The organism is Paenibacillus dendrobii, assembly GCF_009807035.1.
GTDB lineage: Bacteria > Bacillota > Bacilli > Paenibacillales > Paenibacillaceae > Paenibacillus_AQ > Paenibacillus_AQ dendrobii.
Map to the genome: position 1 here is coordinate 362,400 of NZ_WUBI01000005.1, position 15,110 is coordinate 377,509.

Consider the following 15,110-nt stretch of genomic DNA (forward strand, 5'->3'; position numbering starts at 1 on the left):
GCCTCCCCTATATGTACAGTCTCATGATAATAATTGACTCTTAAGCTCTTCCAATGAACGCATCGAATGCGAGATCAGCTCTGGTATGTCCTCCATCTGATCCTCATCGATTTTGCGCTCGAACCTCAGCTCCGCTTCATTTCTGTAGCTGTCGCGATCCCGCCCATAGATGCGGCTCAGCGTTTGAACGAGCGGAACCCCAGGCCAAATCTCCTGAAGAATTTGATCGATTTGCACGCACGCCTGCTCCGCTTCCGTCCGGCTGACCTCTATTCCGAAGCAAATCCGCAGCAGACATCCGGGCCGCTCTCCCTTCAGCTCGAGAATCTCGGCAGACAGATCGGCGACGGTTGCCTCCAGCCTGATCTCGGCCGAGATATCGGGTTCTTCCGCTAATGCAAAGCAGATGGCAAACTCGCGCGACATGACGGACATTTCCACACGGTCGGTACGGCCCGTGATTCGGATCGTACCATCCAGGTTATCCAGGTCGTACAGCTGATTTTCGAATGCAACCTTTAAATTGTCGAAAATGGTCGGATCGAACATTACCATGTATCCGATGCATACTTCAGACCAATCTGTCTACGAGCATCCTCCATCACTTCGGCAACCGCCAGCGAGGTTTCATGGGTGTTGATTTTACTGCAACGCTTGCCGCGCCCGATCATGCGGATAAACTCCTCCAGCTCGTAATACATCGATTCGTGAATCTGCTGCTGAGTCAGGTTTTCCACGCTGCCGTCCCGGTACTGTATTTTCACGTCATACGGCTGGTTGATCCGATCGATCACCATCGTTCCGTTTTCCCCCTGAATTTCGGCCGGCAGGAAGGAATCCGATATTTTGGAATACATCACGACCGCATCCATATCCGGATAGCGCATCACCAGACTGCCTTCGCCGTCCACGCCCGAAGACAGCATGACGCCCACAGCCTTGACCGTCTCGGGTTTGCCGAATAGGGACACCATCGGATAAATGCAGTAAATACCCAAATCCATTAGAGCGCCATTCGAATATTCCGGGTTGAACGCATTCAGCACGGTTCCCTGCTTAAACGCGTCGTAACGTGATGAATACTGGCAGTAACCTGCGAAATAACGGCGTACCTGGCCGATTTTATACAGATTCTCTTTCATGATTCTGAAGTTCGGCATCAGGGTGGATTTCATCGCTTCCATGAGCACCACGTTGTTGGCCTCCGCTGCCGCAATCATGAGGCGTACCTCTTCGCTATTCGAAGCAAGCGGCTTTTCGCACAGGACATGCTTGCCGTGATTCATGCACAGAATCGCCTGCTCCGCATGAAAAGAATTCGGGCTCGCGATATAAACCGCATCAATTTCGTCGCTTGAGACCATGGCAGCAAGATCCGTAAATACCTTGGGTCCGCCGAACTGGGCCGCAAACTCCCGTCCCTTCTCCTCCGCACGGGAATATACAGCCGTCAGTACGAAATCGTCATTCTCCTCCGCCGCGTGAAGAAAACGTTCCGTAATCCAATTGGTGCCAATCGTTCCGAATCGGATCAATTTCATCATTCCTTTCCTCATATGTAATAAGCGCTCAGCTCATATCCATACCTTCATCACTCCAGCCGGAAGCATCCTCGTCCGCCAAGCTTTGAATATCCTCGGTACTGATGCTTAAGAAGCCGTATCCCTCTTCCTGCTGCTTCTTCAGTGCTCTTTCCTTGTAAAAGCGCGCACTGCTGCCTTCGCCCGTTTCCTCGTCATACACGAGAATAATGCCGTCTGTTTTCCGGAACAGCAAATCGTCTCTGGCTTTGAACTGCCACGGTCCGTCATAAGGCTGGCGGCTAACCGTTTCGTAAAAATCAATGCCCTGCAAAATCCGGTTATAATACTCCTTCTTGTCCTCTTTCCAGTTCTCCTCAGGATTCGCAAACGCCGTTATAACAGCGACTTTCAAGTCAGGATATTGTGTTTTCAGGTTCATCGCCGCTTCGCATGCCCATAAATCCACACCATACTGCCCTGGTGAAATGACCCATTCCAGCCCCTCTTCGGCAAGCTGCGCCAGCTTGGCGGTAATGGCCTTTTGAATATAAACGATCCCTGGATGCTTCTGACCGAATATATTCAATTCATGCGCGCGGTAACCTGTCACCAGCACATTTTTCATCGTAAACCTCTTACTTTCCGCTCTTGCCTATTCTAATGATCGCTTTCTTCCTATCATACCCTGATTCTTTCGGTGATTTCCACTGATATATAGGAGATTGAAGCAAAAAGAGCCCTGTGTTTCCCATAGAAACACAAGGTTCTCTTCCGAATTCAAAGAAATATTCGCTTTTTACAGAGATATTTTCACTTCGGCATTCATGCCGGGCAACACTCTGGCCGAAGCCTGGTTGATCGAAATTTTCACCGGAATCTTCTGGGTCACCTTCGTGTAGCTGCCCGTGGAGCTTTGCTGCGGGAGAACCGAAAACACGGAGTTGGTTGCAAATCCGATCTGTTTTACGACGCCTTCGAATTTAGCACTAGAATCGCCGTCTACCGTAATGTCCACACTTTGGCCGACCTTGATATCTTTCAACCGGGTCTCCTTGATGTTGGCGACGATGTACATATGGTCCATATCCGCTTCCTGCGCAAGCACCTGGCCGGCCTGCACCAGTTGGTTTACGCGGGCATCATTTTTAATGATCTTCCCATTCATCCGGGAGCTTACGGGAACGACCTTGGTACCGTCAGAAACGCCGCCGACGATATTTTTGTCGCTCACATCGGTGCCCTCCTGAATGTTCCAACTGGACAATACGCCTGGAGCCGGAGCGATGACAGGCATCATATCCGCTTCAACGACGGCGTCCTCCGTTTTGATAAAGTTAACTTTTTCATAGTAAAAATAGGCGCCTGCCGCGATAAAAAAGCAGATCACCAATATCCCTATAACATTTGCGATGATCAAACGACTGCGGTTTATCATGAATATGAATTCTCCTCACTTCGTAGTATGAATTGCGCTTGGATGCAGATCCGCTTTTTCCGGTTTCGGCATCATCAATCTTTTTTCTTTTTGCACCAAGGATCTGCCCTTGCCTGTCACGATTTTGCCTATCGAAGCAAGCAGCATGATGACGCCCACGCAGGCCATGATCGTAAATAAATGGTGATATGCTCCCAGAATGGCGGCTCTCTTGGTATTCGCGATCAGCTCGTATGATGCTGTACTCTGGGCTTGAGCGGAGGACATGCCATTGCTCATCAGTTTGCGGGTTAACCCTGCGATTTCGGACTTGGCTTCATTATCCATGACACCGAGTCGTCCGCGAATTCCCTCGTAATTAACGGCGTTTTGCCGAGTCAGATACCAGCCGAGCAGCGGCGTAATGACGGCTCCCGCAAAATTCCGGATCGAATGCAGCGTGACCGATCTCATGGACGCCTGGTGGATATCCCCCGCAAGCGCGGTACCAAGCGCCCCGCCGACCAGCGTCATGCTCACACCGGCACCCAGCAGTGCAATTTGGAAATACAGGAGGTTCAGCGATACATCCGGCCCCATCGTTCTCCACTGCAGACTGACGTATATTACAGCAATCGAGCCGATAAAGCCGAGAATTCCCGCACCCACACGGTCGTACAGCAAGGTTTTGAGAATTGCCGTGATCAGGATACCGACGAAAAACCAGATATAAAAGTGAACCAAATATCGGAATGGCAAGTTCAGGTTATTTCGCAAAAATCCGTTGATTCCGGCCATGGCGAAAATCAGGCAGATATGAGATGCAATCGCCATAACGGTACCTGAGATCGGCTTGGCAGCTTTTAGCGTCCGGAATGGGACGATCGGCGTCTTAGCCTGAAGTTCAAACCCGATAAACAAGATCAAAATGATGAATGCCGCGATCAGGAACGGCCACACATACAGGGAGCTAAAACCTTGCTGCATCAGATTGCACAGCGGTACCGTCAGCATGAACATGAGTGCAACCAGCAGAAAGACATTGAACCTCCTCACAGGCTCCGCATGATGATCCTCCTCCTTGCCATGCGGCAATCCCAAGAACCCTACGATCAGGCACAGAACCGCTGATACGATGTTCAAAATAAACAGCCAGCGCCATGCATCCATGCTAAGCGACACGGAGCCGAATATAGCCCCCACCGCACTTGCGCCGAATAATCCGGTGATCACCATCAACAGGAAATAATTGCGGATTTTATTCGGAAATGACTTTAAGCTGACGGGCAGGATGGTCAGAAACAGAAAACCTGAGCTCAATCCTTGGATGATTCTCCCCATCGTTAAAGAAACGGTATCCTCTGAAACGGCATTGATTGCCGATCCCAGCAGAAAGACGGTCACGAACATAAGGTAGGTTTTTCTCACGCCGAGTTTTCTGCATATCACCGGCCCTAACGGAACGCCAAGAGCAAAAGCAATATTAGACAAGGTGGAGGGGAGAAGCAGATCGCTCGAGCTGAGGTTCAAGCCGTTTTGAATAATGACCTGATTCATGATGTAAGATAAATTGATAAAATACTGCGGACCGATCGCAAATATCGTCAAAATCGAAATGATCAGATATTTGGGCAGCGGCATTTTTACCGTCTCGGATATGGCAGCCGTGCGACTTGACTCTCTATTCATCAAACTCCTCCTTTCCTTTAGTGGTCTGTATTAACATTCGTCGAGCAGCATGAACCACTCATATATTGTAAACAGCAAGTTGTATTATACAATATATTTTCGGATTATAGCAATATCCAGATTTTGTCCCATGCCAAAAAAAGCTGCCTGCGGGCACAACAGCCCGGAAGCAGCTTACACATGTATCCTAAGTTATTTGCGCCATGCTTTGAAATCCTGGTTCAGTCTTGTAAGGTTGGACTTCAGTTGCTCCAGCTCCTCAGGCGACCAGTCCGCCAGCATTTCCTCGTAAGCATCATAGCGCGCCTTTTGCACCTTATGCAGCATTTCCAATCCCTCCGGAGTAATCTCAACCAAACTGATTCTTCCGTTGTTCGTATCCGGGTAACGCCGGATATAGCTTTTACCTTCAAGCACGGCTACCTGCCGGCTCGCCGTCGAGAGATTCAGCAGCAAATGGTCCGCAAGGGCGTTGATTGCCAAAGGACTGTATTTTTCCAGCTCGCTCAGCAAAAGATATTCAGAGCGGTCCAAACTACCGAGCTTTGGACTATGAGCCGTCGTGAGTCTGACCAGCAAAGCGATTTCATATTCAATCAAATGAAACGGGGCATCCATTTCCCTGTCCTTCCTCCTCTTCAAGCTGCCAGGTTCCACCTGCCTATTTCGTTAAATCAAGTATAGCATATAGGCGGCAGGCAGCCGAATCAGATGTCTTTCCCGTTCGCTAAACCGCGGCCGATCAAGTTCGCCGAGACAGGCTTCCTTCCGATCTCGCGTGACCATACGGACAGCTGGCCGATATGATGAATTTCATGGGCAATCATGTGCCTCATCACTTCTCCCCAGGTATCCAGCGTTTCTCTGCCGCCCTGGCCTACATCCCGGAACTCCCGGTCCTCCATGATTTCATTCCAGTTCCGAACGAACGCTTCCACTTCGGGACGAACGCTTCCACTTCGGGACGAAAGGCGGCTTCCAGTTCGCGAATCTTAGGAATGCTGCTGTATTGCTCAAAGCTTTCATTGAAGTCGCTTTTGCCCTGAAGGGTCCGAACCCAGCTCCATTCCACATCGATAATATGAAACAGCGTGTGCAGGATTCCGCCGACGCCGCCTGAACGCTCCTCCAGAATCTCGGCCACGCTGAGTTCCTCACACCATTTGAACCAATCCTCGCGCACGCCCCAGTTATATTTGAACAACATTTGCAAAAGGCATTCCTCCTTGTATCTTGAAAATAGTGTACACGCAAAGCATTTCAATCCTCCAGTGCCAGTTTGGTTATAATAAATGTTTCTGTTTTTTTCGCTTTAATCCGCCGTTTCGTGTACAATTTAGGAAAGAGGTGTTGTATATATGTCTAATGAAGAACTTATTTTGACCCCGGAGGGTCTGGCTGAACTGAAAGCAGAGCTCGAAGAGCTGAAAACCGTAAAACGGAAAGAGCTTGCAGAACGCCTCAAAGTAGCCATCAGCTACGGTGACTTGAAGGAAAACAGTGAATATCATTCCGCTAAAGATGATCAAGCTTTTATGGAGACGCGGATTTTGCAGCTGGAGAAAACGCTAACGAAAGCACGGGTCGTAAAAAGCAGCGATGCTTCTACCGTAGGCGTTGGCACTTATGTCAAACTCAATGATATTGAGTTTAAAGAAATCGTGGAGTACCGGATTGTCAGTCCGGCCGAGGCTGATGCACATAACAATAAAATTTCGTACGAAAGCCCGCTCGGCAAAGAGCTGATCGGCAAAGCGGCCGGCGATGTCGTCAGCGTGACCGCACCTATGGGCATTATCAAGTATGAAATACTCGAAATCCGCGCCAATTAAGCAAAAGGATCTTATTTTCTGCATCGACAGAGAATAAGGTCTTTTTTTATGTCCGTCTATGACAAACATCATTGAAATCCAGTTGACAATGAGGTTGAAGAGGCGCATAATCATTTTTGTTAGTAAGTACTAACTTATGGCTATACTAAAAAATTTAATTTCATCAAATTCATTGTTCATACCAATCAAGGAGGCATTTTTATGTCCACAAAAAGAGTTGCAGTCATCACCGGCGGAGCCAGCGGGATCGGTCGCGAAACTTGTCTCAAGTTTGCTTCCAAAGGGGATCGGGTTGTCGTCGCAGATTTTAATGAAGCAGCCGGTCAAGAAACCGTAGAGATGATTCAAAAAGCAGGCGGAGAGGCCATTTTCGTCCAAACCGATGTGTCCAAGCCGGAACAGGTGGAGGCACTTGTCAACCAAGCGGTCGAAACTTACGGCCGGATCGACGTTATGTTCAATAATGCCGGTATCGGTTTGCAGACTCCCGTGATGGATCTCGATCTTGAAAAATACCACAGAACCATTAACGTGAACCAACACGGCGTTACCTATGGTATCATCTATGCCGGACGCAAAATGAAAGAGCTGGGTATCAAGGGCGTTATCATCAATACGACTTCCGTATTCGGCATCTTGGCATCTCCTGCTACGTATGCATACCATGCCGCCAAAGGCGCCGTGAACATGATGACCAAATCTGCAGCGCTCGAGCTGTCCCCTTACGGCATTCGTGTGGTGGGCGTAGCTCCTGGCGCGGTGGATACTCCGATCATTTCCGGTTACAAGGCATCTGGTATGCTGGACAGCATGAAAGCCAAGGTTATGGGTGGCGAACTCACCAAGCCCGAATCCATCGCCAACTCCGTCTACCTGATCTCCCTCGACGAGGCTGATGCCATTAACGGCAGTGTGGTTATGGTGGACCAAGGCTTCGCTTCTTTCAAATAATCCTGATATAATGATTGCAAAAATGGAAGACCAGCTCCTTGCTGGTCTTCTTTAATTCATAAAGGGGACAAATAAATCGTGAACAAAGGGGAAATAACGAAGCAAAGGATCGTCGTGGAGGCCAGAGCCTTATTCTCGAAAACGGGTTATGATGCGACCAAGACGAGTTCGATTGCCAAAGCCTGCGGGATATCCGAAGCCGCCATGTACAAATATTTTGGGAGCAAAAAGGAGCTTCTTGAAGCCAGCGTCATCATTGATTTTGCTTCAGAACCTTCGGCTAACATAGATTTCAGCCAACGCAGCAACAACCAATTGGTCGAGTACTACATTAACCGGCTTATCACAACCATTGAGGAAAACATGGAGCAGTTCAACATTCTGTTCACCGAATCCCTCCATCACCCGGAGTTGTCCGCTTATTTCGACCGGTCAGTGTATCGAAAAAGCCCCGAGGTGCAGGAAATGCAAAAGCGAATTCAGGATGGAACGATGAATCCGATGACGGATATTTTTCTGTTCGAACTGGGGACAACCACCAGCATCTGGTCCATTCTTCATTATGATCGCATGAAATTGGGACGCGAGGACGGAAAATCCGAGCAATTCCGAAAGGAAGTCATCCGCTTCGTCAAATTCGGAGTGATGGGAACAGGCAGCCAGGAAGCGCCCTCTCTTTCTGCCGATTCATAGTATCCTGCAAAAGGAAAGCATTTATAGGTACCCTACATGCTGCAGAGTGAATTCCAGCTTACTGATCCAAAAAAGCTTTTATTAATGTATTTGCTGACGGATCTGAAACATGGGCATGATGTCCTCCCAAAAGCGCTTGAGTAGTCACGAACCGATTTTTGATTTCAGGTTTACTTTGCCCAGACGGTTGCCCACTATATATTCATGAAGCCAATCTGCGGCATCCTCCATTTTCACGATTCCCTTTAGTCCTTCTCCATATGTTATAGCATAGTGCCTCATTCTTGGTCTGGCTCCTTATATGTATTGGGATAGCTGTTGTAATGGTAATTGGGCTATCCCTTTATTATAGTTATTTAGATGGGCAGTCATCGGTCTAAAGCATGGTCCACGTTCTGCTAAAACGAAAAAACAACGGCTCTTCTGAATCAGAGCCGTTGTTATCCTAACTTCACACCCTACTCGTCTTCCTTAAATACCGGACGCAGCTGCAGCGAGAATTCAAATTCCTTCTCATCTAGCCTGTACTTCTCCAGAAGCTCCGGCCCGCAGGAGTTCGAGCCGATCCCGCTCATTTTGTAATCCAGATGAACGACGGTTTCGTTCCGTTTCGTCAGCTCATGGAGATGAGCCGCCTGATCGAGATCTTCCGGCAAGTAGTGGGATACATTCAACGAGAACGGCTGACTACCGGTAAACAGCAGCCCCATGCCAAGATCATTCGTGACAGACGCCCATTCCGTCCCGTACCGCGATCCGTTCTCCTGCGGCATCACGTACGGCTCGAACATATCGTCCACGCGCAGCAGGTACTTGCCCATACGTGTACTATGGCGTTTATCGATATAGCTTTCATGAGGACCATAGCCGAAATACTCCACTTCCTCATTCCCTTTCGGCATGGTCAACTGAAGACCAAAGCGCGGCAGGAACGGTAATCCCTCTCTCACCTTGATTTTCGCGGCTATCCCTACTTCACCTGAACCGTCAACGCGCCATACAGCCTGCCCTTTAAGCACCGGATGCTTCATATATCCGCCCAGGGAGAACTCGGTGACGATCTCCAGCACATGCTCCGTTTGCTTACGGATGGAGCATGTATACACCTTCATACCGGCACGGTGATAGCCCTCTTCCATCCAGCGATGCTTGATGTTGCGGTCATTGTCGGTCGGAGCCCGCCAAATGCTGAATGCAAGCGGCGGATGAATCATGTCCACGCCCTGCTTCGATAATCGGACAAAAGTGCCCTTCACCTTATCGAACACATGGCAAAAGTCCGGGCCTTCCACGGTGACCAGATTTTCTTCCTCGCGAATGTGCATTGGACGCTGTCGGATTTCTTCCATCCAAGCCGGATTCTGTGCCGATCCTGCCGATTCCTTGCCGATTTCAAACTGGGCAAATGCAATCTCATAGCCCGTCTCCGCCCAAGCTGCTGCTTCTTTCAAGCGAACCGTAACCGTCAGGAAATTCCGTCCTTCGCCCTGTTTATGTTTAATTGGTACTATAACTATAGAAGATTGCTGCGGTCCGGCTTCAACTGTCTCCAGAACGCCCTGCTCGATCATGTCACCATCCGCCTCAAGCTTCCAGGCAAATGAAAGATGGCTCAAAGTGCTGAAATCATACAGATTCGTCACGCGTAATTTTCCAGCCTTGAGATCTTCGGCTTCGATGCGTACCGGCGCGATTATCTGCTTCAATTCAAGCAGCCCGGTGTGAGGAATACGGTCAGGCGAAACCAGGCCGTCGATACAGAAGTTGCCGTCATTCGGCTGATCTCCGAAGTCGCCCCCATATCCGAAATACTCGGTGCCTGCGCTTGTTTGCGTACGGATTCCATGATCATTCCACTCCCACACGCATCCGCCCATCAGCTTAGGATATTTGTAGAACAAATCCCAATATTCCTTCAGATCTCCCGGTCCATTGCCCATCGCATGGCTGTATTCGCATAGGAACAGCGGCTTGCTGCGACTCTCATCCGCTCCGTATTCCTCCACATGAGCCAGCGAAGGATACATTTCACTCTCGATATCGAGATCCTCCGTATCGGTATCGCCCAGATATCGCTCCGCGGCACCTTCATAATGCACAAGACGCGTGTCATCGCGCTTTTGCGCCCACTTGGCCATCGCAATATGATTGGGACCATATCCGGACTCATTACCGAGCGACCACATGATCACAGAAGCATGATTCTTGTCCCGCTCCACCATCCGTTCCACCCGGTCCACAAAAGCCTTCTCCCAAGACGGATCGCGCGTCAGCTGATGAAAATCACCGGAAACTGCCAGACCATGGCATTCCAGGTCCGATTCATCCACTACATAGAAGCCGAACCGATCACACAACTCAAGGAAACGCGGATCATTCGGATAATGCGAGGTACGCACCGTATTAACGTTATGGCGCTTCATCAGCATCAGGTCTTGGATCATATGATTTAGAGGGATCGTTTGTCCGAGATCGGGGTGCGAATCATGGCGGTTGACCCCTTTCAGCTTGATCGCCTGACCGTTGATGGTGAAAATTCCGTTCTCAACGGAAACCGTGCGGAAGCCTACCGGAAAATGAAGAATTTCCTGACCGTCACTCAAATACAGCTCATACAAATAAGGCTTCTCCGCATTCCATAATACCGGCTCCTGCAGGCTGAGTGTAAGCTCTGCCTGTCCATTCGCCTCTACATGTCCGTTCGCGCACAAATTCCCTTCCGCGTCACGCAGCTCCGCCTGAAGCGAAATCGGGCCGGTCGTGTCCAGCTCGCAGCGGAGATGCCCTTCCGAATAATCACCCGAAAGCTCCGGTTTGATAAAACAATCGCGAACATGCGCAGGATCCCGGCCAAGTAAATACACGTCCCGGAAAATCCCCGAGAAACGCCATAAATCCTGATCCTCCAAGTAGGTTCCGTCACACCATTTCAACACCATGACGGCCATCCGGTTGAGACCAAGCTGCACGAACGGGCTGACATCGAATTCAGCCGGAATCCGGCTTCCCTGGCTATAGCCGACAAATTTGCCGTTCACCCATACATAGAAGCAGGAATTCACTCCCTCAAACATCGTATAGATCTGCTTGCCGTTCCACGAATCTTCGATACGAAAATCACGTACGTACAATCCGGCCGGGTTCTCATCCGGCACAAACGGAGGATCACAAGGGATCGGATAATTCACGTTGGTATAATGAAGCTGGTCGTAGCCCTCGGTTTGCCAGCAGGAAGGCACCAGCAAGTCATCCCAGCCTGAAGCGTCATAATTTGTTTCATAAAATGATTCCGTGATGTTATGTACGCTGCTGTAATATGTAAACTTCCAGCCTCCGTTCAGCGTCCGGTAAAACGGGGATCTGGATCTTTTGCCTGTCTTCGCCGATACTGCGTCCGCATAAGGAATGTAATATGCCCGCGGTTGTTGCCGGTTGACTTCAAGGATTTGCGTGTTTTCCCAGTATTTTTCCAAACTTAGCATGTCATCAGCTCCTTTAACGTTATCCTAACAAATGAAAACGGAGCGAGGTAGCTCCGTTTTTGAGAAATTATATATATTTTATTACGATATAGCCATTTATCTTCAGGCTTCTTTCAGCTCAAGCCGCAGCACATGGGCGATTGGAGCTTCGCAGCTGTGGTTGCCCGCAGGAAGCTTCACACGGACCGTACCCTTCTCCGCGGTGAAAGGAAGAGATATGTCCCTGCCCTTTCTTGCTCTACCAGAAGGCACGGCGTACCGGCAGCGGATCCTGATCCTGCATAAGCCGGTGTATGAATATTTCCATGAGCCGCTGCTTGATCTCGAGATGCGACGGATCGGAAAAGAGGTTATGCCGCTCCTTGGGATCAGCTTCCAGATCGAACAGCTCACCGTATGCCTCATCCGCGAAAATAACCAGCTTGTATTTATCCGTGCGCAAGCATTTGGCGTGCACGCCGCGGTCATGCGCATCGTATGAGGTCATCGCCGAGCTGCGTATTCGCTCCGCATGTCCCGCGGCTACCGGCTGCTGCGAAACGCCCTGAATCCCTTCCGGCATGTCAGGCCGGCCGATCAGTTCAAGCAGCGTAGGCACAATATCAACATGCTCCATCAGTGCGTCGGTAACCGCACCTTGCCGGACGCCCGGTCCTCTGACAATCATCGGGATGCGCGTAAGTCCCTCATAGAACCATGGACCTTTGTATAAAAGACCATGGTCTCCCAGGAGCTCGCCGTGATCACTCGTAAATACGACTATCAGTTCATCATCCATCCCCTTCTCCTTCCAGGCATGACGAATCCGTCCGATCTCTTCGTCAATGAACGTGATCATGGCATAATAATTGCGGGTGAGCCGCTTCATATGCTCCCGATCCCGGGAGTGAGGTTCTCCGCCACCCGGCCAATAACCATTGGACTTCTGGAGCCGCAAATGCTCCGGTCGTCCCAAAATGTCTCCATGATCACCGCACGGATCCGGTATGTCCGTCTTTTCATACCTTTTCGCATATTCCTCCGGAGGATTGAAGGGATGGTGTGGATCCACAAAGCTGCTCCACAAAAACAACGGCCCCTCCGGGGAATGCTCCTCAATCGCGCGGATGCTCTTGTCCGCAATCCACCGGGACTGATGAAGCTCGGGAGAAAGTGCGCTTTCCCATACATCTTCTTCCGCATCCTCGGATCGGTACAAATCCTTTTTCAGGCGTGCAGCCGCTTCAGGAGAGCGTTCCGCAAGGTCGTCCACATATTCTCCGATCATGTTGTCTTCTGAAATATGATGTTCATCGAAACCGTAGTATGTGCCGTCCCGTTCTCTTCCACGGTCCCGGACGGACACTTCTTCGGCTTCATAGACGAATCCCGTTTTCAGCTGCTGCCTGAAGTGCATTTTGCCGACACCAACCGTGCGATACCCGGATTGCTTCAAATGATCGCAGAGCGTCTGATCCTCTTCACTCAGCGATAAACCGATATTCCATGCTCTGTGCACATGGGGATAACGTCCGGTAAAGATGGATGCACGTGAAGGCGTGCAAACCGGACTCGCGCAATATGCTCTATTAAAAACCGTTCCTTCATCGGCCAGTGCGTCCAGATGAGGTGTGATGACCGCTGCATTCTCGAAGCCTTGGGCATCGGCTCTCATTTGGTCGGTCGTAATTAACCAGATATGCTTTTTATTGGACATGAGCGGAAAACTCCCCTTTCCATATCTCAAAATAATGAAACAACTAGTAAGCGTTTACAATTTAACTTATCAAAAAAACTTTTTCCATTAAAGAGGAATGATCTAATAACCAACAGTAAAAAGCCAAGACTCCGTGATACAAATCAGCCTGACCAAATGGCATGATCACTTGGCCAGGCCTACATCATTTTACAGCAGACATTTATTCACTGCGGATATGCGAAAGAACGGTAACAGGCTTCTGTCCGGCAATCAACTGCTTGCCATCAGAGTAACCTTCCTCACGGCCTTCCAGCTCCTTAACCAACACCGAACGCCAGTAATTCACCCGATCCTGATAGACTACATCATGAACGGCATTATGCAGTTCCTGAGGGTCTTTCTCCAGCATAAAGAACTGCTCCTCGCCGGTTTGTGAGAACCAGATATACTTCTCTTTGCCGTCCGTGAGCCAATGATTCGACTGCGCACCCTGCGTATGCTCCCCGTGCAGGTATGAACGCCACTCCTTTCTGCCGCTTTCTTCAGCGGCAAGCTTCAGCACGCTGCCGCCATCCGCGGAATCCGGAATGGCTACACCCGCCGCATCCAGCAGCGTAGGCATAATGTCGCGCATCTCCACCACTTCCTGCACCACCTTGCCGTTGCCCAGACCGAGACGGTTGCCGGGATCGTTCACGATAAACGGTACGCGCGCGCTTCCGTCATAAGGAAGAGATTTGCGGAACAGGTTATGATCTCCCATGAGCTCCCCATGGTCCGATGTGAAGAGGATAACCGTATTGTTCTTCTCCCCATATTCAGCCAGCACCTGCAGGAAGCGTCCGATCTGATGGTCAATATGCGTGATTAAAGCGTAATACGCTGCCATCGCTTTCTTCAGGCGGCGCTTCGGCACGAGTCCTTTGCTCGTATATGGGCTCAGTCCGTCCAAGTCGGGATCGTCGGTCATCGCCCAGTCGCCTATAGGCGGATCCGGAATATCCGCATCTTCATAGAGGTCGAGATACGCCTGCGGCGGATCTAGCGGCGAATGCGGGCGGACGAATGACATCCACAGGAAGAAAGGCTTGTCCGGATCCCTGCGGCGGAGGAAATCGATCGACTCGGTAACGACCCAGTTCGTCGGATGCAGCTTCTCCGGCAAATGCCATGGACGGGCCACCGTGGAGGAATTGCAATCCAGTCCGAGATCGGTCAAATCCGCTCCAGGCACCTGCTGACGCAGCCAATGCAGATAGTCATCCACTTCGTCATAATGCTCTTGAACCGGAATGCTGTACTTATTGCGGTTATGATGCAAATAACCGTCATGCAGGACAACGTTATGGAATCCCATCAGATTTCTGGCAGGATAGACATGCATCTTCCCTACGCACTGCGTATGATACCCCGCCTTGGAGAATTCTCCCGGCATCGTATGTTCATATTTCCAAGGCACACAGTCCTGATAACCCACGCGTCCATGCTTTTCTTGAGATTGTCCGGTAAAAATCGCAGCTCTCGCGGGCACGCAGCTCGGGGTTGCCGAGTAGGCACGGTCAAAGCGAACCCCGGTCCGGGCGAGCTCATCCAGATTGGGCGTTTCCACCACAGGATGCCCGGCAATGCTTAGGCAGTCATATCGCATTTGATCCACGGTAATCAGCAGAATATTCGGTTTAGAGTCCTGTTTATTCGGTTTCAAGCAAGTTCCCCCTCCTTCGAATTTCAATTGCCTGTAGATTTTGAATTAATCCCATTAAACCTCCAATGTGATGAAAAGTAAATGGACATATTGATGAATTTACCTGTACAAAAGTATGAATATGGAATGTAAAACCTATTTTT

14 protein-coding genes and 1 pseudogene are annotated in these 15,110 nt (G+C 50.0%); 3 read left to right on the forward strand and 12 right to left on the reverse strand.

The genetic code is table 11. From position 1 onward, the window contains the following. Nucleotides 1-21 precede the first annotated feature (21 nt). From GRF59_RS25775 to GRF59_RS25805, 7 genes and pseudogenes are all read right to left on the reverse strand, one after another. Nucleotides 22-555, reverse strand: a complete 534-nt coding sequence (locus tag GRF59_RS25775; protein ID WP_341480144.1) for a hypothetical protein — start codon at nucleotides 553-555, stop codon at nucleotides 22-24. Then, nucleotides 549-1,544, reverse strand: coding sequence for a Gfo/Idh/MocA family protein (locus tag GRF59_RS25780; protein ID WP_272915025.1), 996 nt, complete (start codon nucleotides 1,542-1,544; stop codon nucleotides 549-551). Before GRF59_RS25780 ends, GRF59_RS25775 begins: the two co-directional genes overlap by 7 nt. A 25-nt stretch (nucleotides 1,545-1,569) precedes the next feature. Further along, nucleotides 1,570-2,148 carry an SLOG family protein gene (locus GRF59_RS25785; protein WP_160500591.1) on the reverse strand — a complete coding sequence of 193 codons (579 nt, stop codon included), beginning with the start codon at nucleotides 2,146-2,148 and terminating at the stop codon, nucleotides 1,570-1,572. A 171-nt stretch (nucleotides 2,149-2,319) separates the two neighbouring features. Continuing rightward, complete coding sequence (locus tag GRF59_RS25790) at nucleotides 2,320-2,955, reverse strand: HlyD family secretion protein (RefSeq protein WP_160500643.1); 636 nt, start codon at nucleotides 2,953-2,955, stop codon at nucleotides 2,320-2,322. An 18-nt stretch (nucleotides 2,956-2,973) separates the two neighbouring features. Beyond that, a complete protein-coding gene (locus tag GRF59_RS25795; protein ID WP_237392047.1) occupies nucleotides 2,974-4,626 on the reverse strand; it encodes an MFS transporter in 1,653 nt (550 codons plus the stop codon). Nucleotides 4,627-4,818: 192 nt separating this feature from the next. Further along, nucleotides 4,819-5,244 carry a MarR family winged helix-turn-helix transcriptional regulator gene (locus tag GRF59_RS25800; protein WP_160500592.1) on the reverse strand — a complete coding sequence of 142 codons (426 nt, stop codon included), beginning with the start codon at nucleotides 5,242-5,244 and terminating at the stop codon, nucleotides 4,819-4,821. A gap of 89 nt (nucleotides 5,245-5,333) precedes the next feature. Next, nucleotides 5,334-5,839, reverse strand: a pseudogene (locus GRF59_RS25805) (DinB family protein). Between the two features lie 145 nt (nucleotides 5,840-5,984). Here GRF59_RS25805 and greA point away from each other — a divergent pair. The 3 genes from greA to GRF59_RS25820 all read left to right on the forward strand — a co-directional run bounded on the left by greA (nucleotide 5,985) and on the right by GRF59_RS25820 (nucleotide 8,102). Further along, the gene (gene greA / locus GRF59_RS25810; RefSeq protein ID WP_160500593.1) at nucleotides 5,985-6,458 is read left to right on the forward strand and encodes a transcription elongation factor GreA; all 474 of its coding nucleotides are present in this window, start codon (nucleotides 5,985-5,987) and stop codon (nucleotides 6,456-6,458) included. 201 nt (nucleotides 6,459-6,659) lie between these two features. Continuing rightward, complete coding sequence (locus tag GRF59_RS25815; protein ID WP_160500594.1) at nucleotides 6,660-7,409, forward strand: SDR family NAD(P)-dependent oxidoreductase; 750 nt, start codon at nucleotides 6,660-6,662, stop codon at nucleotides 7,407-7,409. 78 nt (nucleotides 7,410-7,487) lie between these two features. After that, nucleotides 7,488-8,102, forward strand: a complete 615-nt coding sequence (locus GRF59_RS25820; protein WP_160500595.1) for a TetR family transcriptional regulator — start codon at nucleotides 7,488-7,490, stop codon at nucleotides 8,100-8,102. Nucleotides 8,103-8,246: 144 nt separating this feature from the next. Here GRF59_RS25820 and GRF59_RS29860 read toward each other — a convergent pair whose 3' ends face one another. From GRF59_RS29860 to GRF59_RS25835, 5 genes are all read right to left on the reverse strand, one after another. After that, nucleotides 8,247-8,384, reverse strand: a complete 138-nt coding sequence (locus tag GRF59_RS29860) for a hypothetical protein (protein ID WP_237392048.1) — start codon at nucleotides 8,382-8,384, stop codon at nucleotides 8,247-8,249. Between the two features lie 176 nt (nucleotides 8,385-8,560). Next, entirely contained in the window at nucleotides 8,561-11,584 is a 3,024-nt protein-coding gene (locus GRF59_RS25825) for a glycoside hydrolase family 2 TIM barrel-domain containing protein (protein WP_160500596.1), read from the reverse strand. Between the two features lie 102 nt (nucleotides 11,585-11,686). Then, the gene (locus tag GRF59_RS29865) at nucleotides 11,687-11,836 is read right to left on the reverse strand and encodes a hypothetical protein (RefSeq protein ID WP_237392049.1); all 150 of its coding nucleotides are present in this window, start codon (nucleotides 11,834-11,836) and stop codon (nucleotides 11,687-11,689) included. After that, nucleotides 11,823-13,280: a sulfatase family protein gene (locus GRF59_RS25830; RefSeq protein WP_160500597.1), complete on the reverse strand. Its 1,458-nt coding sequence runs from the start codon at nucleotides 13,278-13,280 to the stop codon at nucleotides 11,823-11,825. Before GRF59_RS25830 ends, GRF59_RS29865 begins: the two co-directional genes overlap by 14 nt. Before the next feature lie 202 nt (nucleotides 13,281-13,482). Next, nucleotides 13,483-14,967, reverse strand: a complete 1,485-nt coding sequence (locus tag GRF59_RS25835; protein WP_480242990.1) for an arylsulfatase — start codon at nucleotides 14,965-14,967, stop codon at nucleotides 13,483-13,485. Nucleotides 14,968-15,110: the final 143 nt, after the last annotated feature.